General features: G+C 65.6%; 17 protein-coding genes and 1 pseudogene. 13 read left to right on the top strand and 5 right to left on the bottom strand.

Annotated features, from left to right (window positions below; translation table 11 throughout):
• Positions 1 to 94: 94 nt before the first annotated feature.
• The 7 genes and pseudogenes from ACQG3P_RS00880 to ACQG3P_RS00910 all read left to right on the top strand — a co-directional run bounded on the left by ACQG3P_RS00880 (position 95) and on the right by ACQG3P_RS00910 (position 11,814).
• On the top strand, positions 95 to 2,209 hold the full coding sequence (locus ACQG3P_RS00880) for an alpha-glucuronidase family glycosyl hydrolase (protein ID WP_426803905.1): 2,115 nt from the start codon (positions 95 to 97) through the stop codon (positions 2,207 to 2,209).
• 23 nt (positions 2,210 to 2,232) lie between these two features.
• Positions 2,233 to 4,188: a sialate O-acetylesterase gene (locus tag ACQG3P_RS00885; RefSeq protein WP_426803906.1), complete on the top strand. Its 1,956-nt coding sequence runs from the start codon at positions 2,233 to 2,235 to the stop codon at positions 4,186 to 4,188.
• Positions 4,188 to 5,876, top strand: coding sequence for a glycoside hydrolase family 43 protein (locus ACQG3P_RS00890; protein ID WP_426803907.1), 1,689 nt, complete (start codon positions 4,188 to 4,190; stop codon positions 5,874 to 5,876). Before ACQG3P_RS00885 ends, ACQG3P_RS00890 begins: the two co-directional genes overlap by 1 nt.
• Entirely contained in the window at positions 5,873 to 8,545 is a 2,673-nt protein-coding gene (locus tag ACQG3P_RS00895; protein ID WP_426803908.1) for a glycoside hydrolase family 3 C-terminal domain-containing protein, read from the top strand. The genes ACQG3P_RS00890 and ACQG3P_RS00895 overlap by 4 nt, the downstream gene beginning before the upstream one ends.
• Positions 8,532 to 9,992, top strand: a pseudogene (locus ACQG3P_RS00900) (MFS transporter); the annotation flags it as partial. The gene ACQG3P_RS00895 and the pseudogene ACQG3P_RS00900, both read left to right, overlap by 14 nt.
• Positions 9,978 to 10,994 carry a glycoside hydrolase family 43 protein gene (locus ACQG3P_RS00905; RefSeq protein WP_426804027.1) on the top strand — a complete coding sequence of 339 codons (1,017 nt, stop codon included), beginning with the start codon at positions 9,978 to 9,980 and terminating at the stop codon, positions 10,992 to 10,994. The pseudogene ACQG3P_RS00900 and the gene ACQG3P_RS00905, both read left to right, overlap by 15 nt.
• Positions 10,984 to 11,814 carry an aldose epimerase gene (locus ACQG3P_RS00910; protein WP_426803909.1) on the top strand — a complete coding sequence of 277 codons (831 nt, stop codon included), beginning with the start codon at positions 10,984 to 10,986 and terminating at the stop codon, positions 11,812 to 11,814. Before ACQG3P_RS00905 ends, ACQG3P_RS00910 begins: the two co-directional genes overlap by 11 nt.
• A 178-nt stretch (positions 11,815 to 11,992) precedes the next feature.
• Here ACQG3P_RS00910 and ACQG3P_RS00915 read toward each other — a convergent pair whose 3' ends face one another.
• Positions 11,993 to 12,520: a DUF6622 family protein gene (locus ACQG3P_RS00915; RefSeq protein WP_426803910.1), complete on the bottom strand. Its 528-nt coding sequence runs from the start codon at positions 12,518 to 12,520 to the stop codon at positions 11,993 to 11,995.
• A 162-nt stretch (positions 12,521 to 12,682) separates the two neighbouring features.
• On the opposite strand from ACQG3P_RS00915, the gene ACQG3P_RS00920 reads away from it, so the two are divergent.
• From ACQG3P_RS00920 to ACQG3P_RS00935, 4 genes are all read left to right on the top strand, one after another.
• The gene (locus ACQG3P_RS00920) at positions 12,683 to 14,620 is read left to right on the top strand and encodes a hypothetical protein (RefSeq protein ID WP_426803911.1); all 1,938 of its coding nucleotides are present in this window, start codon (positions 12,683 to 12,685) and stop codon (positions 14,618 to 14,620) included.
• A gap of 349 nt (positions 14,621 to 14,969) precedes the next feature.
• Positions 14,970 to 18,794: a M48 family metalloprotease gene (locus ACQG3P_RS00925; protein ID WP_426803912.1), complete on the top strand. Its 3,825-nt coding sequence runs from the start codon at positions 14,970 to 14,972 to the stop codon at positions 18,792 to 18,794.
• A 147-nt stretch (positions 18,795 to 18,941) separates the two neighbouring features.
• On the top strand, positions 18,942 to 19,202 hold the full coding sequence (locus tag ACQG3P_RS00930) for a hypothetical protein (protein ID WP_426803913.1): 261 nt from the start codon (positions 18,942 to 18,944) through the stop codon (positions 19,200 to 19,202).
• 332 nt (positions 19,203 to 19,534) lie between these two features.
• On the top strand, positions 19,535 to 20,920 hold the full coding sequence (locus ACQG3P_RS00935; protein WP_426803914.1) for an aldehyde dehydrogenase family protein: 1,386 nt from the start codon (positions 19,535 to 19,537) through the stop codon (positions 20,918 to 20,920).
• Between the two features lie 109 nt (positions 20,921 to 21,029).
• Here ACQG3P_RS00935 and ACQG3P_RS00940 read toward each other — a convergent pair whose 3' ends face one another.
• Positions 21,030 to 21,917 carry a LysR family transcriptional regulator gene (locus tag ACQG3P_RS00940; RefSeq protein ID WP_426803915.1) on the bottom strand — a complete coding sequence of 296 codons (888 nt, stop codon included), beginning with the start codon at positions 21,915 to 21,917 and terminating at the stop codon, positions 21,030 to 21,032.
• Between the two features lie 133 nt (positions 21,918 to 22,050).
• On the opposite strand from ACQG3P_RS00940, the gene ACQG3P_RS00945 reads away from it, so the two are divergent.
• Positions 22,051 to 22,803, top strand: a complete 753-nt coding sequence (locus ACQG3P_RS00945; RefSeq protein ID WP_426803916.1) for an SDR family oxidoreductase — start codon at positions 22,051 to 22,053, stop codon at positions 22,801 to 22,803.
• Between the two features lie 63 nt (positions 22,804 to 22,866).
• Here the strand turns inward: ACQG3P_RS00945 and ACQG3P_RS00950 are convergent, their stop codons facing one another.
• The 3 genes from ACQG3P_RS00950 to ACQG3P_RS00960 all read right to left on the bottom strand — a co-directional run bounded on the left by ACQG3P_RS00950 (position 22,867) and on the right by ACQG3P_RS00960 (position 25,429).
• Positions 22,867 to 23,529 (bottom strand): MarR family winged helix-turn-helix transcriptional regulator, encoded by a 663-nt coding sequence (locus ACQG3P_RS00950; RefSeq protein ID WP_426803917.1) that lies wholly within the window; start codon positions 23,527 to 23,529, stop codon positions 22,867 to 22,869.
• Positions 23,530 to 23,584: 55 nt separating this feature from the next.
• Positions 23,585 to 24,331 (bottom strand): glucose 1-dehydrogenase, encoded by a 747-nt coding sequence (locus tag ACQG3P_RS00955; RefSeq protein ID WP_426803918.1) that lies wholly within the window; start codon positions 24,329 to 24,331, stop codon positions 23,585 to 23,587.
• Positions 24,332 to 24,868: 537 nt separating this feature from the next.
• Positions 24,869 to 25,429, bottom strand: a complete 561-nt coding sequence (locus tag ACQG3P_RS00960) for a fasciclin domain-containing protein (RefSeq protein WP_426803919.1) — start codon at positions 25,427 to 25,429, stop codon at positions 24,869 to 24,871.
• Positions 25,430 to 25,612: 183 nt separating this feature from the next.
• Between ACQG3P_RS00960 and ltaE the strand changes: the two genes are divergently transcribed.
• On the top strand, positions 25,613 to 26,641 hold the full coding sequence (gene ltaE / locus ACQG3P_RS00965; protein ID WP_426803920.1) for a low-specificity L-threonine aldolase: 1,029 nt from the start codon (positions 25,613 to 25,615) through the stop codon (positions 26,639 to 26,641).
• Positions 26,642 to 26,650: the final 9 nt, after the last annotated feature.

Consider the following 26,650-nt stretch of genomic DNA (forward strand, 5'->3'; position numbering starts at 1 on the left):
CTTTGTGACGCTGTGGCGTACAAAGCACCGGCTGAGCTTACAAGGTTTGCCGGCCGCACTGGCACACCGCACGCGTGTCGAGCGGTGTCATCGGATGCTGCTTGCTGCGGTGGCATTGATGGCCTGCAGCGCGGGTGCGCGCGCGGAGGATGGCTACAACCTCTGGTTGCGCTACGCCCCGCTGGAACCTGTGCTTGCTGCAGACTACGCCACACAGCTGGGCGAGGTTGTCGTTCCCGATCAGACACCCACCCTGCGTGCCGCACGCGATGAGCTGGTCCGCGGCCTCACCGGTCTGTTGGGCACCGCACCCCGGATCCAAAACGAAAGTTCCGCTGGTCGCGTACTTGCGCTTGGTACGCCCCAGTCGTCGGCGTTGATCGCGCCGTTCCGCGAAGAGCTCGAGTCGCTGGGGGAGGAGGGCTACCTGCTGAAGCGCACGCGGCGTGATGGGCGCGACATGCTGCTGGTGGCATCGCGCAGCGATATCGGCGTGCTGTACGGCACGTTCCATCTGCTCAGGTTGCTGCAGACCGGTGCTTCACTGGACCACCTTGATCTGCACGAATCGCCCAGAGTGCGGCTGCGGGTGTTGGACCACTGGGACAACCTGGACGGGTATGTCGAACGCGGCTACGCCGGCCGCTCGCTGTGGGAGTGGCAGACGCTGCCGGAATGGCGCGACCCTCGCTACACCGATTACGCACGGGCCAATGCCTCGCTGGGCATCAACGGCACGGTGCTGAACAACGTCAACGCCAACGCACAAAGCCTCGCGCCGCAGTACCTGGCCAAGGCGGCCGCACTGGCCAATATGTTCCGGCCCTATGGCATCCGCGTGTACCTGAGCGCGCGCTTCAGCGCCCCCATCGAGCTGGGCGGGCTCAAGACCGCCGATCCACTCGACCCGGCGGTGCAGCGGTGGTGGCGCGACAAGGCCGACGAGATCTACCAGCGCATTCCCGATTTCGGCGGCTTCCTGGTCAAGGCCAACTCTGAAGGACAGCCCGGCCCACAGGACTACGGCCGCAGCCATGCCGACGGCGCCAACCTGCTCGCCGATGCATTGGCACCGCACGGCGGCGTGGTGATGTGGCGTGCCTTCGTGTATGCGCACGACGTGCCCGCCGACCGCGCCACCCAGGCCTTCGCCGAGTTCGCCAGATTGGACGGTGCGTTCCGCCCGAACGTGGTGCTGCAGGTGAAGAACGGCCCCATCGACTTCCAACCGCGCGAACCGTTCCATCCACTGTTCGGCGCCATGCCGCGCACGCCGCTGATGATGGAGTTCCAGATCACCAAGGAGTACCTGGGCTTCGCCACGCACCTGGTGTACTTGGGGCCGTTGTTCGAAGAAGTGCTGCAGGCCGACACCCGCGCAGGCGGCAAGCGCTTCACCGTGGCGCAGTCACTGAGCGGCATCGCCGGCGTTGCCAACATCGGTACCGATCGCACCTGGAGTGGCTCGCATTTCGATCAGGCCAACTGGTATGCGTTCGGTCGGCTTGCCTGGAATCCCGATCAATCGTCCCGTGACATCGCGGCGGACTGGGCGGCGATGACCTTCTCGCCAGAGCCGGCAGTGGTGCAGCCGATCGTCGGCATGATGATGGCCTCACGCGAGGCTGCGGTGAACTACATGACCCCGCTGGGCCTGCACCACCTGATGGCGCGCGGCCACCACTACGGCCCCGGACCCTGGGTGGACGGCGGCCCGCGTGCGGACTGGACGTCGGTCTATTACCACCGTGCCGACCGCAACGGCATCGGCTTCGACCGCACCGCGACGGGCAGCAACGCCGTGGCCCAGTACGCCCCGGAAGTGGCCGCAACCTATGCGGACCTGAGCCAGGTTCCAGAGGCGCTGCTGTTGTGGTTCCACCATGTGCCATGGGATCACCGCATGGTCTCCGGGCGGCCGCTGTGGGACGAGCTGGTGGGTCGCTATTCGTTGGGCGTACGCCAGGTCCAGGCCATGCAGGACACCTGGGCGAACCTGCGTGGAAGGGTGGATGCAGACCGGCACGAACAGGTCGCCGCCTTCCTCCAGATCCAGCTGCGCGAAGCGCAATGGTGGCGCGATGCCAGCGTTGCCTACTTCCAATCGATCAGCGGCAGGCCATTACCAGCGGGTGAAGCGCCACCACCGCACCCGCTGGCGTACTACCAAGCGCTGCAGTTTCCGTCGGCACCGGGAGATGGGCGATGAGCGGTAAACCGAGGATGGGATGGATGTTGGGCAGCCTTCTGGCGTGCTTCGCCGCACCGGCCATGGCGCAGGAATCCGTGACGCCACTGTTGCACCCGCTCTTCCAGGACCATGCCGTCCTGCAGCGCGACCAGCCGATTACCGTGTGGGGCCATGCCGCGCCGGACACCACCGTATCGGTGACGTTCGCACGCCAGACCGCCACGGCACAGGCGGATGCAGAGGGGCGCTGGCGCGTCACATTCAAGCCCCTTGCCGCCGGCGGCCCCTACGAAATGCGCGTACGGGCAGGGCAGGAGGTCCAGACCGTGAGCGACGTGCAGATGGGCGACGTCTGGCTGTGTTCCGGCCAATCGAACATGGAGCTGCCGGTGCGGCGCGCACTCAACGCCGACAGTGAAATCGCCTCGGCGGCGCAGCCGGACATCCGCCTGTTCACCGTGCCCAAGGCCCCGGCCGTGACGCCTCGGGAGGGTTTCTCCGGCCCCGTGTCATGGCAGCCTGCATCACCGGAAAGCGTGCGCGACTTTTCCGCCGCCTGCTACTTCTTCGCGCGTGAGCTGCGGAAGACCGTCAACGTGCCGATGGGACTGATCCAGTCGGCGTGGGGCGGTTCGCGGATAGAAGCCTGGACCAGCGCGGATGCGCTGCGCGCGCAGGGTGGCATGGAGGACGCCCTGGATGTATTCGCGCTGTATGCCAGCGACCCCGTGGCGGCAAACGCAGCCTGGGGCAAGCACTGGCAGCAGTGGTGGGAGCAGCGCGAGGGCGCCACACCCGGCGATGCCCCCTGGCAGCCCGACGCCGACCGCACCGGGTGGCGCCAGGCCCCGGCCCAGCTCGGCGCATGGGAGCGCTGGGGCATCCCGGCGCTGTCCGCGTACAACGGCATGGTCTGGTACCGCACCCAGGTGAAGCTGAGCGCCGCACAGGCCGGGCAGGGCGCGCGCCTTGAGCTGGCGCCTGCCGACGAAACCGACGTGACCTGGGTCAATGGCGTGGCGGTCGGCAGCCAGAACGCCCCGGGCGATCCGCGATCCTATCCGCTGCCGCCCGGCCTGCTGAAAGCCGGCACCAACAGCGTGGTCGTCAACGTGCTGGACACCTGGGGCGACGGCGGGCTGGCCGGCCCCGCAGAAGCCCACGCCCTGCAGCTGGACGATGGCACCCGGATCGTTCTGGATGCTCCCTGGTGGTACCGCGCAGCGCCCGGAGACCCGACACCGCCACTGGCCCCCTGGCATGCGGCCAGCGGCCTTTCGACGCTGTACAACGGCATGATCGCGCCGCTGGGCAGCTATGGCCTGCGCGGCATGCTCTGGTACCAAGGCGAATCCAATACCGGCGATGGCGCTGCCTACGCCGACAGGCTGCGCGCGTTGCGCGATGACTGGCGCAGGCAGTTCGGCGCGGAAATGCCGCTGCTGGTGGTGCAGCTGGCCGGCTATGGGCAGCCGCCCGTGGCCCCGGTGGAAAGCGGCTGGGCGCAGGTGCGCGAGGCGCAGCGGCGCGTTGCCGCAGAGGACCCGCATTCCGGGCTGGCACTCGCCATCGACATCGGCGATGCCTACGACATCCATCCGCCGAACAAACAGGAACTGGGCCGGCGCCTGGCCCGCGTGGCGCGCCATGTGGTCCATGGCGAACAGGCGCTGGCAGCCTCCGGCCCGACGGCAAGCAGGGTTTCCCGCACGAGGGTTGAGGTGCGCATCAGTTTCAACGATGTCACTGGAACGCTGGTCGCAACCGGTGCGAACGGCCCCATCGGCTTCGAACTATGCGATGCCGAGGCCAAGCACTGCACCTACGCCGACGCCACGCTGGACGGCAACGCGGTAGTGCTGAACAGCCTGCAGGCAGCAGCCGCCGCCAGCGTCCGCTACTGCTGGGCAGACGGCCCGGTCTGCACGCTGCGTGACAGCAGCGGTGCGCCCGTCGGTCCGTTCGAGCTCTCCCTCACCCCTTCAGGGACGCTCTGATGCGCCTGCTGCTTGCCACGGTATTGCTGCTGTCCGCCGCGTTTCGGGTGCAGGCGGCCACGCCCGCAGCCCCGGTCTACTTCGACTGGTTCGAATACGCCGGCAATGACGCCGCGTTCGAACCGCCGCTGCCCGCCGGGCATTACCGCAACCCGATCCTGGCCGGTTTCCACGCAGACCCCAGCATCACCCACGCCAACGGGAAGTTCTACCTGGTCAATTCCAGCTTTACGTACTTCCCGGGGATCCCGGTATTCGAGAGCGTGGACCTGGTGCACTGGAAGCAGATCGGCAACGTGATCGACCGCCCTTCGCAGCTCGATTTCGATGGGCTCAGCGTGTCACGCGGCATCTTCGCGCCAGCCATCTCATACCACGACGGAGTCTTCTACGTGGTCACCACGGCGGTGGACAGCGGCGGCAACTTCATCGCCACCGCCCGCGATCCGGCCGGCCCCTGGTCCGACCCGCACTGGCTGCCGGGCATCGAGGGCATCGACCCATCGCTGTTCTTCGACGAAGACGGCAAGGTCTACCTGCTCAACAACGACGTGCCGCCCGGCCCGGCGCGCTACGAAGGCCACCGCGCCATCTGGATGCAGCAGCTCGACCTGGCGTCATTCAAACCGGTAGGCCCACGCAAGGTGCTCATCGACGGCGGCGTGGAACCGGCCAAAAACCCGATCTGGATCGAGGGCCCGCACATCTACAAGCGCGATGGCTGGTACTACCTCTCGGACGCCGAAGGCGGCACCGGCCCGCAGCATTCGCAGGTGGTGCTGCGCAGCCGCGAGGTGTGGGGGCCGTACGTGCCGTATGCGGGCAACCCGATTCTCACCCAGCGCGACCTGGCGCAAGACCGGCCACTGCCGATCACCAACGCCGGCCACGCCGACCTGGTGGAGGGCCCGGACGGCACCTGGTGGGCCGTGTTCCTTGCCAGCCGCAACTACGACACACGCCACTACAACACCGGGCGCGAGACCTACCTGCTGCCGGTGGAGTGGCGTGACGGCTGGCCAGTGATCCTGCCGGCGGGCCAGACCATTCCGTACATCGTCAAAGCGCCATCGTGGATGCAGGGCGCAGCGAAGCAGGCCCCTTCGACCGGCAATTTCATGGAGCGCAACGAGTTCGACACCCCCACGCTCGGCAACGATTGGCTGCGCGTGCGGGTACCCAAACAAGCCTGGGCGAACCTGCGCGAGCGCCCCGGCTCTCTCGCGTTGCACCCGCTGCCGGAAGACCTCGACACGTTACGTAACCCCGCGTTCCTGGGCCGCCGCCAGCAGCACCTGCGCTTCGAGGCCAGCACCCAGATGACGCAGCCAGCGGAAGGCGTCGCGGCAGGATTGGCCGCCTTCCAGAGCGAAGCCTACTGGTACTTCCTCGGCGTCCGCAGCGTTGGGAAAGACCGCGTGGCGGTCTTCCTTGAAGCGCGCGACGGCGGCGGCGCAACAAAAACACTCGCATCGCGCGAAGTGGCAGCGGCAGCCCCGCTGCGCCTGCAGATAAAAGGGGACGGAGGACGTTATGCCTTCGCCTTCGACACACGCGATGGCCAAGGCTGGCAGACGCTCGCCGATGACGTGGACGGAACGGTATTGAGTACGGATCGTGCAGGCGGCTTCGTCGGCGCCCTGCTGGGACCATTCGCGCGCGACGAGCGCGCCCTGAGGAGCAAATGATGACGCGCAGGCCCCTGTTCCGCACGCTGGCGCTCTGCGCCGCCATCAGCCTGGCCACCGTCGGCCACGCCGCCGCGCCGCAGCCGTGGCTCGACACCTCGGCGAGCTTCGAGACCCGCGCCGCCGCGCTGGTCGCGCAGATGACCCTGGAGGAAAAGGCCGCCCAGATGCAGAACGCCGCGCCCGCCATTGAACGGCTGGGCGTTCCCGCGTACGACTGGTGGAACGAAGGCCTGCACGGCGTGGCCCGGGCAGGGCAGGCCACCGTGTTCCCGCAGGCCATCGGCCTGGCCGCCACCTTCGACGTACCGCTGATGGGGCAGGTGGCCACCACCATCAGCGATGAAGCGCGCGCCAAGCACCACCAGTTCATCCGCGAGGGCTCGCATGGCCGCTACCAGGGGCTGACCTTCTGGTCGCCCAACATCAACATCTTCCGCGACCCGCGCTGGGGCCGGGGCCAGGAAACCTACGGCGAAGACCCGTACCTCACCGCGCGCATGGGCGTGGCCTTCGTGCACGGCCTGCAGGGCGACGACCCGGTGTACCGCAAGCTGGACGCCACCGCCAAGCACCTGGCCGTGCACAGCGGCCCCGAGGCCGACCGCCACCACTTCGACGCCCGGCCCAGCAAGCGCGACCTGTACGACACCTACCTGCCAGCATTCGAGGCGCTGGTGAAGGAGGGCCAGGTGGATGCCGTGATGGGCGCCTACAACCGGGTCTACGGCGAATCGGCCAGCGCCAGCCACTTCCTGCTGCGTGACGTGCTGCGCCGCGACTGGGGCTTCAAGGGCTACGTAGTCTCCGACTGCTGGGCCATCGTCGATATCTGGAAGCATCACAAAATCGTGCCGACCCGCGAAGCCGCCGCCGCGCTGGCGGTGAAGAACGGCACGGAGCTGGAGTGCGGCCAGGAATACGCTACGCTGCCCGCAGCAGTGAAGCAGGGCCTGATCAGCGAAGCGGAGATCGACGAAGCAGTCACCCAGCTGTTCACCGCGCGGATGCGGCTGGGCATGTTCGATCCACCGGAACGCGTGAAGTGGGCACAGATCCCGGCATCGGTGAACCAGGCCCCCGCACACGACGCGCTGGCCCTCAAAGCGGCGCAGGAATCGCTGGTGCTGTTGAAGAACGATGGCCTGCTGCCGCTGTCACGCAATCTCAAGCGTATCGCCGTGGTGGGCCCCACCGCCGATGACACCATGGCGCTGCTGGGCAACTACTTCGGTACCCCGGCCGCACCGGTGACGATCCTGCAGGGCATCCGCGATGCCGCGAAGGGTGCCGAGGTACGCTACGCACGCGGCGTGGACCTGGTGGAAGGGCGCGATGATCCCAGTGCGACGCCCCTGATCGAAGCCACTTACCTGCGTCCTTCCGTGGATTCGCCCGAGCGTGGCCTGCGTGGTGAGTATTTCCGCACCGCCGATCTTTCCGGCACACCGGCCCTGGTGCGCACCGATGCCCAGATCGGCTTCCGCTGGGACCGCGGCTCGCCGACCGACAACCTGCTGGCCCGCGGCGAAGCCGCACCGGGGCAGGGCATCCCCAACGATGGCTTCAGCATCCGCTGGAGCGGACAGCTGCTGCCGCCCGTATCAGGGCGCTACCGCATCGAGGCCGCCGCCGACGACGGCTACCGGCTGTACGTGGACGGCAAGCGCGTCCTGGACCATTGGACCAGCAGCGACCGCCTGCATGGCGATGGCGTGGACCTGGACCTGGAGGCCGGGCGCGCGTACGAAGTGAAGCTGGAATACTTCGATGCCGAGCGCGACGCCGGCGTGCGGCTTGGCTGGCGCATGCCTGGTGCCAAGCCGCCGTTCGAGGAGGCCCTGGATGCCGCGCGCAATGCCGATGTGGTGGTGTTCGTCGGCGGCCTGACCGGCGACGTCGAAGGCGAGGAGATGAAGGTGAACTACCCGGGCTTCGCCGGCGGGGACCGCACCGACCTGCGCCTGCCCGCGCCGCAGCGTGCGCTGCTTGAGGCCTTGCACGCCACCGGCAAGCCGGTGGTGATGGTGCTCACCGGCGGCTCGGCCATGGCGGTGGAATGGGCGCAGGCGAACCTGCCGGCGATCCTGATGAGCTGGTACCCCGGGCAACGCGGCGGTACCGCCGTGGGCCAGGCGCTGTTCGGCGATACCAACCCCGGCGGGCGGCTGCCGGTAACGTTCTACAAGGCAGACCAGGCAATGCCGGCCTTTGACGACTACAGCATGGAAGGCCGTACCTACCGCTACTTCCGGGGCACGCCGCTGTACCCGTTCGGGCACGGCCTGTCTTACACAACCTTCGACTACGACAAACTCCGCCTGGATGCGCCCCGCATCGCCGCGGACGGACAACTCAAGGTGCAGGTGGACGTGGCCAACACCGGCAAGCGCGCAGGCGATGAAGTGGTGCAGCTGTATGTACGCCGGGTGGATGCGGCGGCGGGTGATGCGCAGCAGGCGCTGCGCGGCTTCCAGCGCGTGCAGCTGGCCCCGGGCGAGCGGCGTACCGTAGCGTTCGATCTGGATGCAACGCAGGCCCTGCGCCAGTACGACGAAGCGCGTGCGGCCTATGTCGTCCCGCCGGGCGCGTACGAGGTCAGGGTAGGCAGCTCCAGCGCCGACGCCCGCGTGCAGGCCCGCTTCACCGTGGAGGCTGCCCGTGACTGAGCACGTCCTGTCGGTACGGGAAAAGCTGGGCTACAGCCTGGGCGACCTCGCGGCGAACCTGATCTTCCAGACGCTGATCACCTACCTCGCGTTCTTCTATACCGATGTGTACCGCCTGCCCCCTGCCACCGCGGCGACGATCATCTTCGTGATCGGCCTGCTGGGCGCCTTCGTGTTCACCCCGCTGATCGGCATCGCCGCCGACCGCACCGCAACACGCTGGGGCAAGTTCCGGCCGTGGATCCTGTGGACGGCGGTACCGTTCGGCGTGCTCTCGCTGCTGGCCTTCAGCACCCCGCAGCTGGGTGCGCAGGGCAAGATCATCTACGCCATGGGCACCTACGGCCTGCTGATGCTGGTCTACGCAGCCAACAACCTGCCGTACTCCGCGCTCAGTGGTGTCCTCACCGGCAGCATGGCCCAGCGCAACAGCCTCTCGGCCTACCGCTTCGTGGCGGTGATGATCGCCCAGTTCATCATCCAGGTGCTGCTGTTGCCGCTGGTGCTGATCCTCGGTGACGGTGACCGCGTGCTGGGCTTCGAGCGGGTCATGACCGTGTTCGCGGTGGTGGGCACCGTGTTCTTCCTGATCACCTTTGCCACCACCCGCGAGCGCATCGTGCCGGCCAAGGAACAGACCGGCGGCGTGCTGCAGGACCTGGCCGACCTGCTGCGCAACCGCCCGTGGCAGGTGATGCTGGCCCTGACGATCCTGGTCTTCATCAACCTGGCCCTGAAGGGCGGCACCTACATCTACTACTTCCAGTACTACATGAGCGAGCCCGCTCTCGCAGGCTTCCTCGACAACACCGGCTTCAACCACTTCATCGGCGGATTGAACGCCACGCTCAATGGCATGGGGCTGTCCGGCTTCGCCTGGCCGGAGGATCCGGCAACTTCAGCGTTCAGCCTGTTCAACGCCTGCGGCATCATCTGCATGATCCTGGGCATCGGGGTATCGCGCCGGCTGGCCGACCGCTTCGGCAAGCGCGATGTATTCGGTGGCGCGCTGCTGGTCTCCACCGTGTTCCTGCTGGTGTTCTACTTCTTCCCGCCCACCGCCGTGGCCGTGGCGTTCGTGTCCTTCATGCTGCACGGCTTCTTCTACGGCATCACCATTCCGTTGCTGTGGGCGATGATCGCCGACGTCGCCGACTACTCCGAATGGAAGAACAACCGCCGCGCCACCGCGATCATCTTCTCCGCGATGCTGTGCGGCCTGAAGATCGGCCTCAGCATTGGTGGCGCACTGGTCGCCGGCATCCTGGCGTACTACGGCTACCAGGCCGGCGCAGACCAGCAGCCGGAGGGCGTGGTCAACGGCATCCGCCTGACGGTGAGCGTGTACTGCTCCCTCCCGTTCCTGATCGCCGTGGCGATGCTGTTCCTCTACAAGATCGACAAGCGCACGGAAACCCGCATCGAGCAGGACCTGCAGCAGCGCCGCGAAGGCAACAACCTGGCGCACCTTGCGGCACATGCCATCTCCCAGCCGCTGGTGACCCACATCTACACGGCCGATCCGTCGGCCCATGTGTTCGAGGGACGGCTGTACATCTATCCCTCGCACGACATCGACGCCGGTGCGCCGTTCGACGATGACGGCGGGCACTTCGGCATGGAGGACTACCACGTGCTGCGGATGGACAGCCCCAACGGCGAGGCCACCGACTGCGGCATGGCGCTGCATGTGCGTGACGTACCCTGGGCTGCAAAGCAGATGTGGGCACCCGACGCGGCCCACCGTGACGGCCGCTATTACCTGTACTTCCCGGCCAAGGACGGGGAGGGGCGGTTCCGCATCGGCGTCGCCGTGGCCGATCGCCCGGAGGGTCCGTTCACCGCCGAACCGGAGCCGATGGCCGGCACGTACTCGATCGACCCGGCCGTATACGAGGACGACGACGGCGCGCACTACCTCTACTTCGGCGGCATCTGGGGCGGCCAGCTGCAGACGTACCGCGACAACCGCTACGACGCCGCGCACGCAGAGCCCACCGGCGATGCGCCGGCACTGGGCCCGCGCGTCGGCCGACTGGACGCAGGCATGACCCAGCTGGCCGAGCCCACGCGGGAAGTCATCATCCTGGACGAGCACGGCCAGCCACTGCGCGCCGACGACCATGAGCGGCGGTTCTTCGAGGGTCCGTGGCTGCACAAGTACCAGGGCAGGTATTACCTGTCGTACTCAACCGGCAATACCCATCTACTCTGCTACGCCATCGGCGACAGCCCGTACGGCCCGTTCACTTATGCCGGCGTAATCCTCAAGCCGGTTGTGGGCTGGACCACGCATCACTCCATCTGCGAGGTCGAAGGGCAGTGGTACCTGTTCTATCACGACTCCCTGTTGTCGGGCGGGGTCACCCACCTGCGTTCGGTCAAGTGCACCCCGCTGCACATGGAAGCGGACGGCAGCATCCGGACCATTGATCCCTATGGCAACTGAAAGCCCGTTGCCCATCGACGACGCGCAGGCGCCACTGCCTGCTGGCCACCTGCACTGGTTGCGGGCGGGGGAGCTGGAGGTGGCACTTGCCCCTGAGGCCGGCGGACGCATCGCCCGCATCCGCCATGAAGGCGTGGAGTGGCTGGTAGACGAGCAGGAGGGCGGCGCAGCTGCCATCGCCTGGGGCTGCTACCCCATGGTGCCGTGGGCCGGCCGGATCCGGCACGGGCGCTTCAACTTCGATGGCAGGGCGTATGCATTGCCAACAAACTTCGGCGGACACGCCATCCACGGGGTAGGGTTCGCACTGCCCTGGCAGATCGACAGCATCGAAGCAGACAGCGCCACACTGTCGTTGGAGCTTCCCGAGGACGACCACTGGCCCTTCGGCGGCACAGCAACGCAGATCATTCAACTAACGCCAAACAGCTTGGAATTACGCCTGGCAGTGCAGGCAGGCACCCAACCGATGCCCGCCGTAATCGGCTGGCACCCGTGGTTCCGCAAGCCGGATGAGTTGCTGTTCGCGCCCGACGCCATGTATCGGCGAGACGAGGAGGGCATAGCCAAGCTGCCACTGGAAAGCGCATCCCCAGGCCCATGGGACGACTGCTTCATCAACCAGAAGGACATAACCCTGGTATCCGGCGTCCGACGCCTGAGGATGCGAGCCGACACCGACCACTGGGTGGTCTACGACGCTGCCCCACACGCCACCTGCGTAGAACCCCAAACCGGCCCACCAGACGCATTCACCCTCGCACCCAAGACACTGGAGCCAGGCCAGCAACTCGAGCTACGCTTTGAGCTGAGCTGGTAGGGTCGCTTCCCAAACGACCGCCGATAGCGGTGATCGGCACGGTAACGCATGACCCAACATCGAAAACGCGCCGCCTGCGTTCGAGGTCATGCCCTAGAGGAGTAATCACCACCCCGGCGGTTGATTGGGATGCAACCCTACCGGCAGCCGGCATCCAAGATTCAGGCGGGCCAGTACCTCAGCCAGTCACCTGCAGGTCATCGCTCGGCGTGGCGCGGCGCCAGGCGGCCACGTACCGGATGTACTTGCCGATGAAAATGCCAGTGAAACCACCCGACAGCAGCAGATAGGCGGCCCGGAAACCAACATCCCCCGCAAGCGTCGGCGACATCGCCAGCGCGGATTCAAACCCGTACTTCACGACGAATGTCACCAGCAGCAGCGGCAGCAGGCTGTAATCCGCGCTGCGCCACAGCTTCCCGGTTGCCCGGTTCGCGGTCAGCACTGCACGGCGCAGCATCATCCAGCCGATGCCCGTGCCCGCGCCGATCCCGACCAGCCACAGCGCCCACGCCTGCCAAGACGTGCCATAACGCGCACTGATCGACCACAGGCCCCACGCGGTGAAAAGCGCAGGCACCACCGCCAACCTCCCCAGCGTGATCTCACCCGGCTTCATCGCGGCGACACCGCGCGTGATCAGGAAGATCAGAATCGCCCATACCCACAGCGGAGTGTGCGAAGCGAATTGCTGCAGCATGTTCATGGAGGGTCCTTGACTTGAGGTAGGTGCCGGCTGTGCAGCGCCGTGCGGGAATGGGGTAATTCTCGCTTTGGGCCGAAACGGAACAAGTGACAGCTGTCAGCCATCGGGGAGTACAGGTTGGCGGGTACCATAGGCGCCTTCCAGTACGCTCAAGATGGACGGATGACAAAGCACGACACGGACGCCACGCAGCCATTCGACGCCACTGGCATCGGCCCCACCAAGCGTATCCAGCGCATCGTCCAGCCAGCGCTCCTGGCACTCGCCCTCGGCATCGCGCCGGCATGGGCGGAAGAACCCCAGACATTCGTCCTGCAGGCCAGCGGGTTCGATAGCGGCCTGGTCGCCAACGATCAGGGTCGGTTGGTCCAGGAGTGGCCAGGGCGGCCGCAGCAGATCGCCCCAGATCGCTGGCTCGCCGTGGATTTTGAGAGGAGCAGCAGCGTGTGGTTCGATGACGCTGGCCGGGTTTCATTGAAGGGCCCATATGTCGAGCTCCGATCCGATGCGGCGTTCGAACGTCACCCGAACGATCCGGACCCAACCCCACTTTTCAGCACATGGTCCAGGGCAGGGACCGCCCTGTCGCGTGCCGATGGAAGCACCTTCGTCGACTGGCAGCCCGGCAGCGGCGAGTGGGCCATCACGGCGCACCCGCAACGCTACAGCTGGCGCTCGCGGGAAACGGGGGAGCGCATCTTCGATGCACGTGGGCAGCTGCGCATGCAGCTGGCCAAGGGTGAACTCCGGGCTGCCGGTCCGTTCCCGGAACGCACTCAATACCTGGTCTGCGACCTCGATCCGGGCACTCCCTGCGCGCTGCGCGACGAGGCAGGAAAGACGCTGTGGACCGAGCACATCGACAACCTGATTCCGCTCAACAACGGCGGCTGGCTGGGGCTGCAGGGCAGGGCTTGGCGCCGGCTGGATGCCGGCGGCCAACTGACCGGAGATCGCGCGCTCATCTACGTGGTGGGCTACTCATCGGCGCGGTCGCGTAGCCCCGCCTCTGAAGACGTGGGCACTTGGCCGCGCTGGGCAACCGAATACCATGTCATCCGCGAAGGCGCAGAAGGCATTTTTGCGGATGAAGCCGACGCCGTGGACGGTCTCATGTACCCGGATGGGCGCTTTCTCGCGATCGCAGGGGCGACTTCCGGCGAGGAGGTCTGCCCAGGCATATGGCGCGCGCGCATGGGCGACGCCGGTGACAAGTTGGTTGATGCGAATGGACAGATTCTGGGGCCATTCAACGCCTACGCGTGGAAGGAGGTTGAGGGGCGTCCCGAGCTTCGCCAGGCGATAGCGGAAGACGGGCAGGAAACCTTGGTGGACTGCAGGGGAAAGCTACTGGTCCAGACACCGCCGCTTAGGCAACTAAGCGCAGAGGCCACAGGCTTTTTCGGCACGCTGGACGGCGAATCCCAGCCCCGGCTGTGGCTCGACGACGCGCTTGGCCAGCACCTGCTGCCCAACGGCAGCTGGATCGACCAGGTCAGTGTTGATGGCGCATTGCTCCTCGTACGCAGCGACGCGGAGGGGTCCCGCATGTATCACGTAAAGCAAGGCCGCTTCGTGGGCAGCACCATCGGATCTGCGCATGCGCTGCTGCCTGGCGGCGTCGTGTTCCTGCGCGATGGCTACTACGGCTTCATCGATGCTGACGGGATCGAACGGCTGCCGCCTCGCTACACTGCGATCACCCCTTGGGGCGAAGATCGCTTGTGGACGTCGCGCTACCTCGACAATGACGCGCCGGGCAGGATCACGACCCTGCATCGCATGGACGGCTCGGTCGTCGCCAGCTGGCTCAATGCCTCAATGAATGACAGCCCGATCCTCCGAAGCCTACCCAATCAAGGATCGCTGACCGAACTGATCGGCCCAACCTTCGAAAGGCCGGACGGGGAATACCTCGGCCAGCAATGGGTAGACCGCAACGGCCGCACCCTGTTCCTGTCACTCCACTGCCAGCGCGGCTCGCGGGAGATCGATGGCGGTGTGATTGAACCACTCACAGGGCCAGCGCGACGCCAGGGCACTGATTGCACGATCCCGGATGACATCCGGGCTGCAATGAGGCCGACCGCCAACGATTGACCAACGGAATGACAGGGAACTCGATGGAATCGCGCTTCCCCGAAACGTCTGAGACACCGTAGGGCCGGTTCCCAAACGACCGCCGAGAACAATAATCGGCATGGTAACGCATGACCCAAAATCGAAACGCACTGCTGCGTTCCAGATAATGCCCTAATGAGTAATCACCACCCCGGCGGTTGATTGGGATGCAACCCTACCGAAGGGCGGTCTGGACCGTTTGCAGCGGCAGATGCACACCCGCCCAATAATGTGCACAATCCCCCCCGGGACCGGGCATGACGCCAGGTAAGCTCCATGCCACGTCCGGGGGGACGGCGCGGAGCAGGACAACAGGGGGATATACATAATGGATTCGCTCTATCCGGCGGGGCCTTCGGCCGTGCCCGCGCAGCTCACCGCACCCAGTTCCGCTTACCGCCGCCATGCATGGCTGGCCGTAGCCGGCCTGCTCGGTTTCGCCACCGCCTACTTCGCTCTCATGGGCTGGTTCGGCTGGACCGCCTACCGCGTGTTCCGCACCCTGTTGGCAGGGGAGGGCGGCAATACCCTGCTCAACATCATCGTCGGCACCTTCGCGCTGTTCCTTGCCGTGTTCATGGCCAAGGGGCTGGTGTTCCTCAAGCGTGGGCAGGCTTCCAGGGAACTGGAGCTCAAGCAGGCCGAGCAGCCCGAGCTGTTTGCCTTCCTGCACCGTCTGGCGGACGAAGCCGGCGCGCCGCGCCCGAAGCGGGTCTACCTGTCGGCGCGGGTCAATGCCAGCGTCTTCTACGACCTGTCGCTGTTCAACCTGCTGTTTCCCTCGCGCAAGAACCTGGACATCGGCCTGCCGCTGGTCAACGCACTGAACCTGGGCGAGTTCAAGGCCGTACTGGCCCACGAATTCGGCCACTTCGCGCAGCGCACCATGGCCGTCGGCCGTTGGGTGTACGTGGCCCACCAGATCGCCAGCCAGCTGGTCGCGCGGCGCGACGCGCTGGACAGCCTCCTGGCCGGCCTCTCGCGCATGGACTTCCGTATCGCCTGGGTTGGCTGGACCCTGTCGATCATTGTCTGGGCCATCCGTTCGCTGGTGGATACCGCCTTCAGCGTGGTCGCCCTGTCCGAGCGCGCCTTGTCGCGTGAGATGGAATACCAGGCCGACCTGGTGGCCGCCTCGCTGGCTGGCAGCGATGCCCTGGTGCACGCCTTGCACCGCCTGGGCGCGGCCGACGATGCTTGGGACAGGACGCTCGCCTTCGCCTCGCATGAGTTCGAAGCCGGCCATGCCGTAGCTGACCTCTTCGCTGTGCAGACGCGCATGCTCGCCAACCTGCGGCGAGTATCGCCCGACCCCCTGTATGCCGAGCCACCGCAACTGCCCGAGCGTGAGCGCGAGCTGCATCGCGTGTTCCGCAACGCCATGGTGCGCGTGCCGCAGATGTGGTCCACGCACCCGGCCAATGCCGATCGCGAGAACAACCTCAAGCGCCGCTATGTGGAAGCGGCCATTGACGAGCGGCCGGCCATCCTGCTGTTCCGTGATGCAGACGCGCTGAAGCACCAGCTCTCCCGCGGCATGCTGCGCGAAACGCCTGAGGCGTTCGCGGACGGTGAGGAGTCACTGCGCCGCCTCGACGCCGAGTTCGACATCCGTTCCATGCAGCAGCGCTACCAGGGCACTTATCTGCGCCGCTCCTTCGTACGCAGTGTCGCCACGCCGGCCGAGCTGTTCCTGCCTGCACTCATGTCGCTGGACGACGAGCAGCTGCGCGAGCGTATCGCCGCCCTGTACGCGCCGGCCCATGGCAACGCCTTGCAGCAGCTTCGGGCGCTGGAGGAAGAGCGTGCCACCCTGGAAGCCGCCCGCGCCGGGCACTTGGGCGCATCGGGCAAGTGCGTGCATTGGCGTGACCAGGTACTGGACGTCAAGCGCCTCGGCCCGGCCATCGCCACCCTGGATGCGGAAATCGCACCCCTGCGGCAGGCCGTGTTCCAGCACGACCAAGAATGCCGCAGTCTGCATCGGTTGGCCGCCCGGCGGGGCGGGGACGGGTGGGAGGCGCTGCTGGAAGCGCAGGTCGCCGTGTTGCACTTCTGCGAACACACCGAGGCCGACCTGCGCGACACGTACGCGGTCTTCGTCAACGTGCTGCACGTGGTGACGGCCGACAAGCGCGTTTCCGAGAGCGAGCTGCGCCGTCTGATCAGCGCCGCCGGCAGGGTGCAGCAGGCGCTGGTTTTCATCTACGACAGCGCCCGTAACTGCGTCGTTGACGAAACCGTGATCAAGCACCGTGGCACGCCGCTGGCGCAGGCGCTGGGAGACCTGCGCCTGACCGCCCCTGCACAGGCCAACATCGACAGCTGGATCCAGCATTCAGGCGGCTGGGTCAACCTGACCTGCGGTGCGCTCTCGCAGCTTCGCGCTGCCACGCTCGAGGCCCTGCTGGCAAACGAGGACGCCGTCGCAGCGCGACTGGGGTCGGGCGAAGTGGCGCCCGCCGCGCCAACGCCCTCGCAGGTACCCAGGGGCTATCCGCTGCTGCTTCCTGGCCAGGAACGCAAGCTGCAGACCCAGCTCGGCTGGTGGGATCGATTCCAGACCGCCGACGGCTGGGTCGCCAGCACCATGCGCGCCACTGCGGCGGTGGCGATCGTCGTGGGCGTGTTGCTGTTCGGCATGCACACGGGTGCCGCAACCGTCTCGATGTACAACGGGCTGGCGATTCCGGTGCGGGTCACCATCGACGGCAACACCGTCGCCCTGGAGCCGCTGCAGAGCGGCAGCATCGACGTGGAGCCCGGTTCCGCGCACAGGGTGGCCGCCCACACCGCAGACGGGGAGCTGATCGAGTCCTTCGACAGTGAACGCATGACCGGTCGCTCCCACTTCACCTACAACGTCGCCGGTGCAGCGCCGCTGGTCCAGTGGACGGCCGAATATGGCGGCGCAAAGGGCGACCCGGAACGCATGCTGGGTACGCAGCGCTGGTCAGCCACCGATGCCGACTTCGTTCTGGAGGAACCGCCCAGCACCATCCAGACCCAGAGCTACGAGAATGGCAGCACGCGCTCGGTAGTGTCGGCGATGGGCGACCGCGCGCCGCGCCGGCAGATCGAGATGGTGGGCGACGACGAGCAGATGAAGGCCATGATCCTGGCACATGCGCGCTGGGATGCGCCGAACACGCGGAATCTGACCACCTGGCTCGCCATGGCGGCGCACGGCCCGGACTCCCTGCCAGGCCTCATCGAAGAGCGGCTGAAGCGCTACCCCGAAGACGTTGCAGCGCTGCGACTGGAGCAGGACCTGCATATCGGCCAGAACCTTGGCGCGGCGTGCGAACGCCAGAAGCAGATGGCGGCGAGCAAGCCCGAATCGTCGTCGCTGGCCTATCTTGCCGTGCGTTGCATGGCTGATGGCCCGGAGCAGGACGAGGCCTTCCTCGCTGGACAACGCCGGTGGCCGCAGGAGCCCTGGTTCGCCCATGCTGCCGGCTACGTGCTCGCTGGACGCAGCGACTGGGCGGGTGCCAGCGAAGCCTGGTCGAGGGCGGCGACCGCGCCGGCGACGTCGGAGTACGCGGCGCTGGAACTGGCACGCGTCAAGCGCATGCTGGGCGCCAGCAATGCGGAGATCAGGGCGCTGGCTGGCCAGTCGTCACTGCTGACCAACATGCTGGCCATCGACAGCGAGGAAGCCGTGTCTTCACCCGACGCAGCCTATCTGATGCTCGGCGAGGCCCAGTACGAAGTGGCACTGAAGCTGGCACAGCCATACGCCGACATGCTGCCGCGCATGATTCGCATGGTCGCCGCTTCCGACGGCGCGTCGAGCGAGTACGCCGATCAGGCACTGGCGATGACGGCAGACCAGGGGATCGACCCGGATTCGGTATGGGCCACATGGGCGCTGGCGCTGCGGCACGGCCGCGACGAGGCAACCTGGCGCAAGGCGGTGCTGCTGTCTACCGATCCCGAGGAAGCGGCACGCATGGTTGCATTCGTCGACGCCGTGCGCGCCAATGCGAGCGTGCAGGAAGCCGAGGAAGTGCTGGGTCGGGTCAGCCCGATCAATCGTGGCTATGCATATACGGTTGCGGCCGTGGTACGCGGCAAGTCGTGCCCAGCGGTTTGGCGCGAGGGGGCCAAGCGGTTGCTGTTCGGCACCGAACGCCCGCACCTGATGTAAAGCAAGAGGCACGTCGGGAAGTCCTCTCGCCGTGCCTCATCTGAAGGACGCCCGCCCCCAATGTCCCCTTCTGCTTTCGTAGCAATCGTCCAGTTTGGCGCTGGCCTGCTCGGGTGCATGGTATGCACACAATCGAGCAACCACTTGATGCCCGAGGCGTGGATCGACGATCCCAGCAAGGGCTGGCGCACCTTCAACCGCATCATGGCCTTCTTTATGTGCAACATGCTGTCCTTGTTGGTCACGGGGTTGCTGCTCAAAAGCCTGCTGAACGACTCGTTGGCACGCATGTTGGTCGCAGGTCCGGACCTGATGGATGCCGCGCTTCTGTTGGTGATGCCGCTTCCACTTGCGTGGCTGCTATACGTTGCCTTCGCCAGATTCAACCGTTGGTGGCACTACGCCTGAAGGGTAGGGTCGGTCGTCAGACGACTGCCCTGAACCCATCAGCGCCCGGTTACGCATGACCCCGAACGAAACAAAGCCGCAGTGCGCCGCCAGCGTCGTCGCAGTGGCACTGGCTTTCTGGGCGGTAAAGGCGCAGCCCAGTCCCGATGACGTTTACTCGCCGCTTCAAGGTAGGCGAACGAAGCGTTCTTGCTCAGCAAGGTGGCATGCGGGCTGCCGGCGCATGCGGTGAATCCCAGGTGATGCGCGCCACTCAAGACTTCACTGCGTGGGAACCGTGACGGTGCAACGCTCTTCCGTCCCCTTCTTCCCCCACGAAGTGCAGGTTCTCCATGACCAACAAGCAGCTCACGACGATCAATCCATTGACCGAAGAGGTGATTGCCACCTATTCGTACATGTCTGACGACGAAGCGGCAGCCGTAGTCGAATCCAGCCACAAGGCCTTCCTGGAATGGCGCCTGCGCTCTTTGGACGAGCGGGCGAAGGTGGTCGCCGCCATCGCCAAGGCGCTTCGCGAGCGCAAGGAAGAGTTCGCCCAGCTGATGACCCGCGAGGTCGGCAAGCTTATCGAAGACAGCCGCACGGAGGTGGAGCTGTGTGCCGCCATCTGTGACTACACCGCCAAGCAGGGGCCTGCCGCATTGGCCGACGAGGAGCGCGATGTCGAGGGTGCGACCGGCATCGTCACCCATTCGCCGATCGGCGTGGTGTACGGCATCCAGCCCTGGAACTTCCCGGCCTACCAGGCGATCCGCTACTCCATCGCCAGCCTGATGGCAGGCAATGGCGTCCTGCTCAAGCATGCGGAGAGCTGCACCGGCAGCGGTCTGCTGCTCCGTGACATCTACGAAAGTGCCGGTCTGCCCAAGGGCTTGTTCGGCGTGCTGTTGATCACCCATGACCAGTCCAACGACATCGTGGAAAACGATCTGGTGCGGGCCGTGACGTTGACCGGCAGCGAGACCGCCGGCCGTACCGTGGCTGCGAAGGCCGGCGCGGCGCTCAAGAAAACGGTGCTGGAGCTGGGCTCCAACGACGCCTATCTGGTGCTTGACGATGCCGACCTCGATCTGGCCGTCGAGACCTGCGTCAAGGGCCGCCTGTTCAACAACGGCCAGACCTGCGTCAATGCCAAACGCTTCATCGTGACGGAGAAGAACTACGACGCCTTCGTCGCTTCCTACGCCAGCAAGTTCGAAGCGATCAAGATGGGCGACCCGAACGTCGCCGATACCCAGCTGGGCCCACTGGTCTCCGAGGCGCAGCGTGACAAACTGCACGAGCAGGTGACAAAGAGTGTCTCGCAGGGCGCCCGCCTGCTGGTGGGCGGTGAAGTCCCCGACCGTACCGGCTGGTTCTATCCCGCGACCGTGCTGGCCGATGTGTCACCGGGGCAGGTGGCGTATGAGGACGAGCTGTTTGGCCCTGCGGCCGCCATCATCCGCGCCAAGGACGATGACGATGCGCTGCGCATCGCCAACCACAGCCGCTACGGCCTGGGCGGCGGTATCTTCAGTCGCGACGTGAAGCGCGCCCGTGAGCTGGCCACGAAGTATTTCGATACCGGAATGGTCTTCATCAACACCTTCGACGTTGCCTCTCCGTCGCTGCCCTTCGGCGGGGTGAAGGCGTCGGGCTACGGCCGCGAGCACGGCCCGGAAGGCCTCAAGGAATTCGTGAACGTGAAGTCCATCAAGATCCCTGCGCTCCACTGACTGCGGCGATTCGGCACAGACCGCCCGCGCTTGATGTTAGGTATCACGCACGGCGGGAGGCTCTCTCGCCGTGCCTTTCACTGGCCTGGCCTCTGACTTCTCGCTTGGCTCAGCGGTTGAGCTGCGGGATCTTTGCAAACGCCTCTGCTACGAAGTCCATGAACACAAGCGCGCGCTTGGGCACGAGGCGATTGGCGGCGTAGACGATCTGCACCGGCACAGGCGGCGGTGCGAAGGCCTCCAGTACGGTCTGCAGTACGCCTGAGGCCAGGCCGTCCTCGTACAGCCACGCTGGGCCTTGCCCGATGCCCAGCCCAGCGCTGACCGCCGCGCGCATGGCGTCCGGGGAATTGACCCGCAACCGGCCGGACACCGGCACGTCGGCATCGCGAAAACGCCAGCTCGTTCCGGTGCTGAGCAGGGTGTACAGCACGCAGTCGTGATGGCGCAGGTCCTCAGGCACCGCCGGCACCCCGCGCGTGTCCAGATAGGCGCGGCTGGCCACGGTCACCCGCGTGAACAAGCCAACGCGGCGCGCGCGCAGCGCGCTACTGTCCAGGTGGCCGATACGGATGGCCAGCTCCGCGCCTTCATCGAGGAGGTTCACGTATCGGTCGCTGATCTGCAGGTCCAGTTCCAGCGCCGGAAACCGCTGCAGGAACGCCGGCACAAGCGGCAGCACAAACGCGTGCGAGAGCGCCGTGGGGCAGGCTACCCGTAGCAGCCCGGAAGGTTGGACGTCATCGCGTAGCGACATTTCAGACTCGCCCACCGCATCCAGAATGCGCCGCACCTCCGCGTAATAGCGCTCGCCTTCCGGGGTGAGCACCAGTTTTCGTGTGGAGCGGTTGAGTAACCGTGTCTGCAGATGCTGCTCCAGTGCGGCGACATGGCGGCTGACATTCGGCTGGCCCAGCCCCAGGTCACGCCCGGCGGCGGAAAAGCTGCCTGTCTCCACGGCGCGGGCAAAGCAGGTCATAAGCAAAAACCGGTCCATGCATCCTCGATCCATGCGTACATCGCATGAAGGTTATGTTCATGGTGGATCTTATAGCAGCGAATGAATAGGGGGATCATCCCTCACCGAAGGCCGCCGGGCGGCGGCCGCACCGCATCTTCAGGAGCATCCCATGTCACGTCTTTCAGGCAAACGTACCCTTATCACCGGCGGCACCAGCGGCATCGGCCTGGAAACTGCAAAACAGTTCCTCGCCGAGGGTGCCCGCGTCATCGTAACCGGCGTCAACCCCGAGTCCATCGCAAGCGCCCGGGCCATACTGGGCCCCGACGTGCCGGTGCTGCGCGCCGATTCTGCCAGCGTCGCCGCGCAGCAGGCATTGGCCCAGGCGGTGCAGGCCCACTACGGCCAGCTCGACGTCGCCTTCCTCAACGCCGGCGTCTCGGTCTGGGTCCCGATCGAGGAGTGGACCGAGCAGGCCTTTGACGCCTCCTTCGCCATCAACGTCAAGGGACCTTACTTCCTGCTGCAGGCGCTGCTGCCAGTGCTCGCCAATCCCGCCTCGGTGGTGCTCAACACTTCCGTCAACGTCCATGCGGGCATGGCCCGCTCGTCGGTATATGCCGCTACCAAGGCCGCCTTCCTGAGCATGACCCGCACACTGTCGAGCGAGCTGCTCGGTCGCGGCATCCGCCTGAACGCCGTCAGCCCTGGCCCGGTGGAAACGCCGCTGTATGACAAGCTCGGCATCCCCGACGCCTACCGGGCCAAGCTCAATGAGGAGATCGTCGGCAGCATCCCGATGGGCCGCTTCGGCACGCCGGACGAGGTTGCCAAAGCCGTGCTGTACCTGGCCTCGGACGAATCACGCTGGACGGTGGGATCGGAACTGGTGGTCGATGGCGGGCGCCTGCTCAACGGCTGAGCGCAGCCGACGCCCGCCGTTGCGGCTGCCACGGCACTCGTGAGCCTGATGCAACGCCACCGGTCAGGCCTCGGGAGGCCAAGGGACCCCGGACTGCGCGTCTCCACTGGAGAACGCCAAGCATCGGCTCTCCAGATTACGGAGTACGCGCACCGCGATCCGACCTTCGGCATCGTCCATGCCGGCGATAAGTTCGTTCCGCAGGCCGTCCAAGGTCTCACCCAGGCTTAGTGCCATCGCACGACCGCGCTTGGTCAGGTGCAGGGTCTTGGCGCGGCCATCGGAGGGATCCTTGTGGCGCTTCAGCAGACCTTCCCGCTCAAGTTGCGTGACCGACCGCGCGATGGCTGCTGGATCCAGCGCAGATTCCTCGGCCACGTCCTTCTGGCGTATGCCATCTCCCAGCCTGGCAATCACCAGAATCACCGCCGCTATGGAGAGGGAAACACCCGACTGCGCCAGGGCGATACCCGCTGCGCGTTGCCACGCGCGCCCGGCTGGCAACACGGTCCAGGTCAGGGTCGTCCGCCAATCTTCGCCTTCGTGAGTTGACATATCCCGGTAAATCCAATGTTGACGGTCCGGGACAACCTGTCCCGTGTTCGCGTACTGCCCACGATACTTTAAGCTGATACTTGACGAATTGCCGAACGTCCGCCTGAAACGCTCAAGTGTCATGATGGCTTCGATATCTTGAACGACATGCCAGGCCTGCTGGTGAGCCATCCATGCCTCCGCACAAGGCCCGGTGTTGACCGGGCCCTACGCGTAACAGCGCGCGTTACTGTGCAAGCAACCCGCCGTCGACGACGTGCTCGTGCCCGGTGATGTAAGACGATGCATCGGATGCCAGGAACAGGACCAGATTGCTGACCTCGTCGGCTTGGGCGATGCGCCCGAGGGGAATCAGGGACACGGCGTCGCCGCCGTTTTCGTCCGTACCTTCCACCATCATCGGGGTCTGGATGAAGCCAGGATGGACCGAGTTCACGCGAATGTTATCGGCGCCATACTCGATCGCCGTCGCCTTGCTCATTCCTCGCACGGCAAACTTGCTGCCTACGTACGCCAGGCTCGGAAATCCGTAATTGGCCGCCATTCCAGCGATCGACGAAACGTTGACGATCGACCCCACCGTAGCCTTCAGCATGGAGGGGATAACGGCCTTCATGCCAAGGAAAACGGCCGTCTGGTTGATCGCACAGACCTTGAGGAAATCCGCTTCCGATATGTCAGCAGTCTTGGCGATGGGCCCCAGAATGCCTGCGTTGTTGACCAGAATGCTGACGTTGCCAAATACAGCCTCAGCTTCGGCCACCACATTCTGCCAGGCGTCCCAGCTTGTAACGTCCTGCTGGACGAAGCGCACGCTCTCACCCAGCTCGGAGGCAAGTGCTTGGCCCCCCTCGGCATTGATGTCAGTAAAAACGACCTTTGCGCCTTCCGCAACAAAACTGCGCACATGTGATGCACCCATGCCCTGTGCGGCACCAGTGACGATAGCTACTTTGCCCTGCAATCTACCCATCGTTCATCTCCTGAGTTTCGCGACCGTGTGGTCGCCGGTCCAGCTAGTGTTGCGAACGATAGATGACGCGTCAAGTAATTTGATGAGGGGCGGGACATGGCAGCGCCCCCCTTGTCCTCTGGTCGAACCGGGCGCGGGGTGATCTGCAACCTGTCACCCCGCGTGCCGGTGAACTCCAGCGCAATCGCGATCACGCGCCCGGTCACCGGCGGGAAGGCAGTTCAACCGTCACCTTCAGCGCGTCAAGGCATTCCGAAGTGCCAAGCGTGATCGTTCCGTCGTGTGCTTCTACTGTGTCATGGACGATGGACAAGCCTAATCCGCAGCCCTCAGTGCCACTTTCGAATCGACGGGAACGTGGCAGCGAGGGAGGTGGGGATCCGGGACATGGCAGGCATGCAGGCCGGCCTGGATCAAGGCTGAATTGGGCGGTGGTCAAGTAGCCATTAGAGTTTTGATTAGAGTTTTGAAATGCTTTCGTTGAGGTTGGGACGCGAGCCGGCCGTCAACCGGACGGCCGGCAGCACCCGCGCACGCTTATTTGGGCATCAACACGCCATCAATCACGTGCACCACCCCGTTAGACTGCCCCACGTCCGCAGTCGTCACAGCGGCCTTGCCGCCCTTGGCATCCACGACCCACACCTTGCCGTCGGCAAGCTTGACCGTAAGCTTCTCGCCTTCGACCGTAGTCAGCATGCTGGATTCACCGCCTTTCTTGGCTGCTGCCGTGAGCTGCGCCGCCGTGTGGGTGCCGGGAACCACGTGATACGTCAGGATCTGGGTCAACTTCGCCTTGTTTTCCGGCTTCAGCAGCGTATCAACCGTGCCTTTGGGCAGCTTCGCGAACGCGTCGTTGGTCGGCGCGAAGACGGTGAACGGCCCCGTGCCCGACAAGGTATCAACCAGCCCAGCCGCCTTGACGGCCGCAACCAGCGTGGAGAGATTCTTTGCAGCCGACGCATTCTCGACAATGGTCTTGGTGGGATACATGGCCGCGCCGCCCACGGTCGGATTGGTGGCAGCCGATACGCTGGCGGTTGCAAGAACTGCTGCGATGCACGAAGCGATAGCGAGACGCCGAATGGAGTTGTACATGGGTAGGTCCTCTGATCTTGGCGCACAACGTTGTGCCTCTATAGCTACGCAGCGAGGCGGGGTTCGGATGCAGTCCCTGGCCTTTGCAGATCGCCTTGAAAGCAAACACGTTCAGCCAGACACTCACGGCGCTTTCACCACGTTCTAGAATGGGCGCACGCCTCCACCTCAGCGAGTTCCGGAATGCCGTGGATTGACCTGCGCAGCGACACCGTCACCCAACCCACCCCCGCGATGCGCCAAGCCATGGCCACCGCCGAAGTAGGGGATGACGTCTATCAGGACGACCCGACGGTCATCCAGCTCGAGCGCCTCGCCGCCGACATGCTGGGCAAGGAAGACTCGCTGTTCGTGCCAACAGGGGTGTTCGGCAACCAGCTGGCCGTATTCACCCATTGCCGCCGCGGCGATGAAGTGATTGCCGGCGATGACTCGCACCTGGTCTGGCACGAAAACGGCGCAGCGGCGGTGATCAGTGGCGTGCAGTTGCGCACGATTGCCAGCAGGCAGGGCCTGTTGGAGCCCAGCGAGATCGCGTCACGTATCCGGGTGGGGGAGGACATCCACATTCCCCGCACTGGGCTGATCTGCCTGGAAAACGCCCACGGCAACGGCCGCGTGATCCCGCTGGCCACGATGGAAGCCACCGCCGCCATCGCCCGAAAGCACGGCGTTCCCATCCACCTGGACGGTGCACGCGTGTTCAATGCCGCCACCTACCTGGGGTGCGACGTGAAAGCCATCACCCAGCATGTGGACACGGTGATGTGCTGCCTCTCCAAGGGCCTGGCCGCCCCCGTCGGCTCGATCCTCGCGGGGCCGGCGGCCTTCATCAAGCGCGCCCGTTACAACCGCAAGCTGCTGGGAGGAGGGTGGCGGCAAGCGGGGGTCATTGCCGCCCCGGGCATTCTCGCGCTCACCGAGATGACGCAGCGGCTGGATGTGGATCACGAAAATGCCTCGTACCTGGCGCAGCAACTGGCTGAAGTGCCGGGCATCGAGGTCGACATGGAAGACGTCCACATCAACATGGTGTGGTTCGCGCTGCCCGATGGAGTGGATATGCCTCGACTGATGCAGGCCTTTGAAGCAGCAGGCATACGAGCCAACGGCGCCTACGGCGGCAAGATGCGACTGGTGACCCATTGGCAGATCGATCGGGAAGCCGTTGATAGAACGGTGTCAGTGATCCGGAGCGTGGTAGCTGGGTGATCCAGCGGC

The organism is Stenotrophomonas sp. SrG (genome assembly GCF_050031795.1).
Classification (GTDB): domain Bacteria; phylum Pseudomonadota; class Gammaproteobacteria; order Xanthomonadales; family Xanthomonadaceae; genus Stenotrophomonas; species Stenotrophomonas rhizophila_A.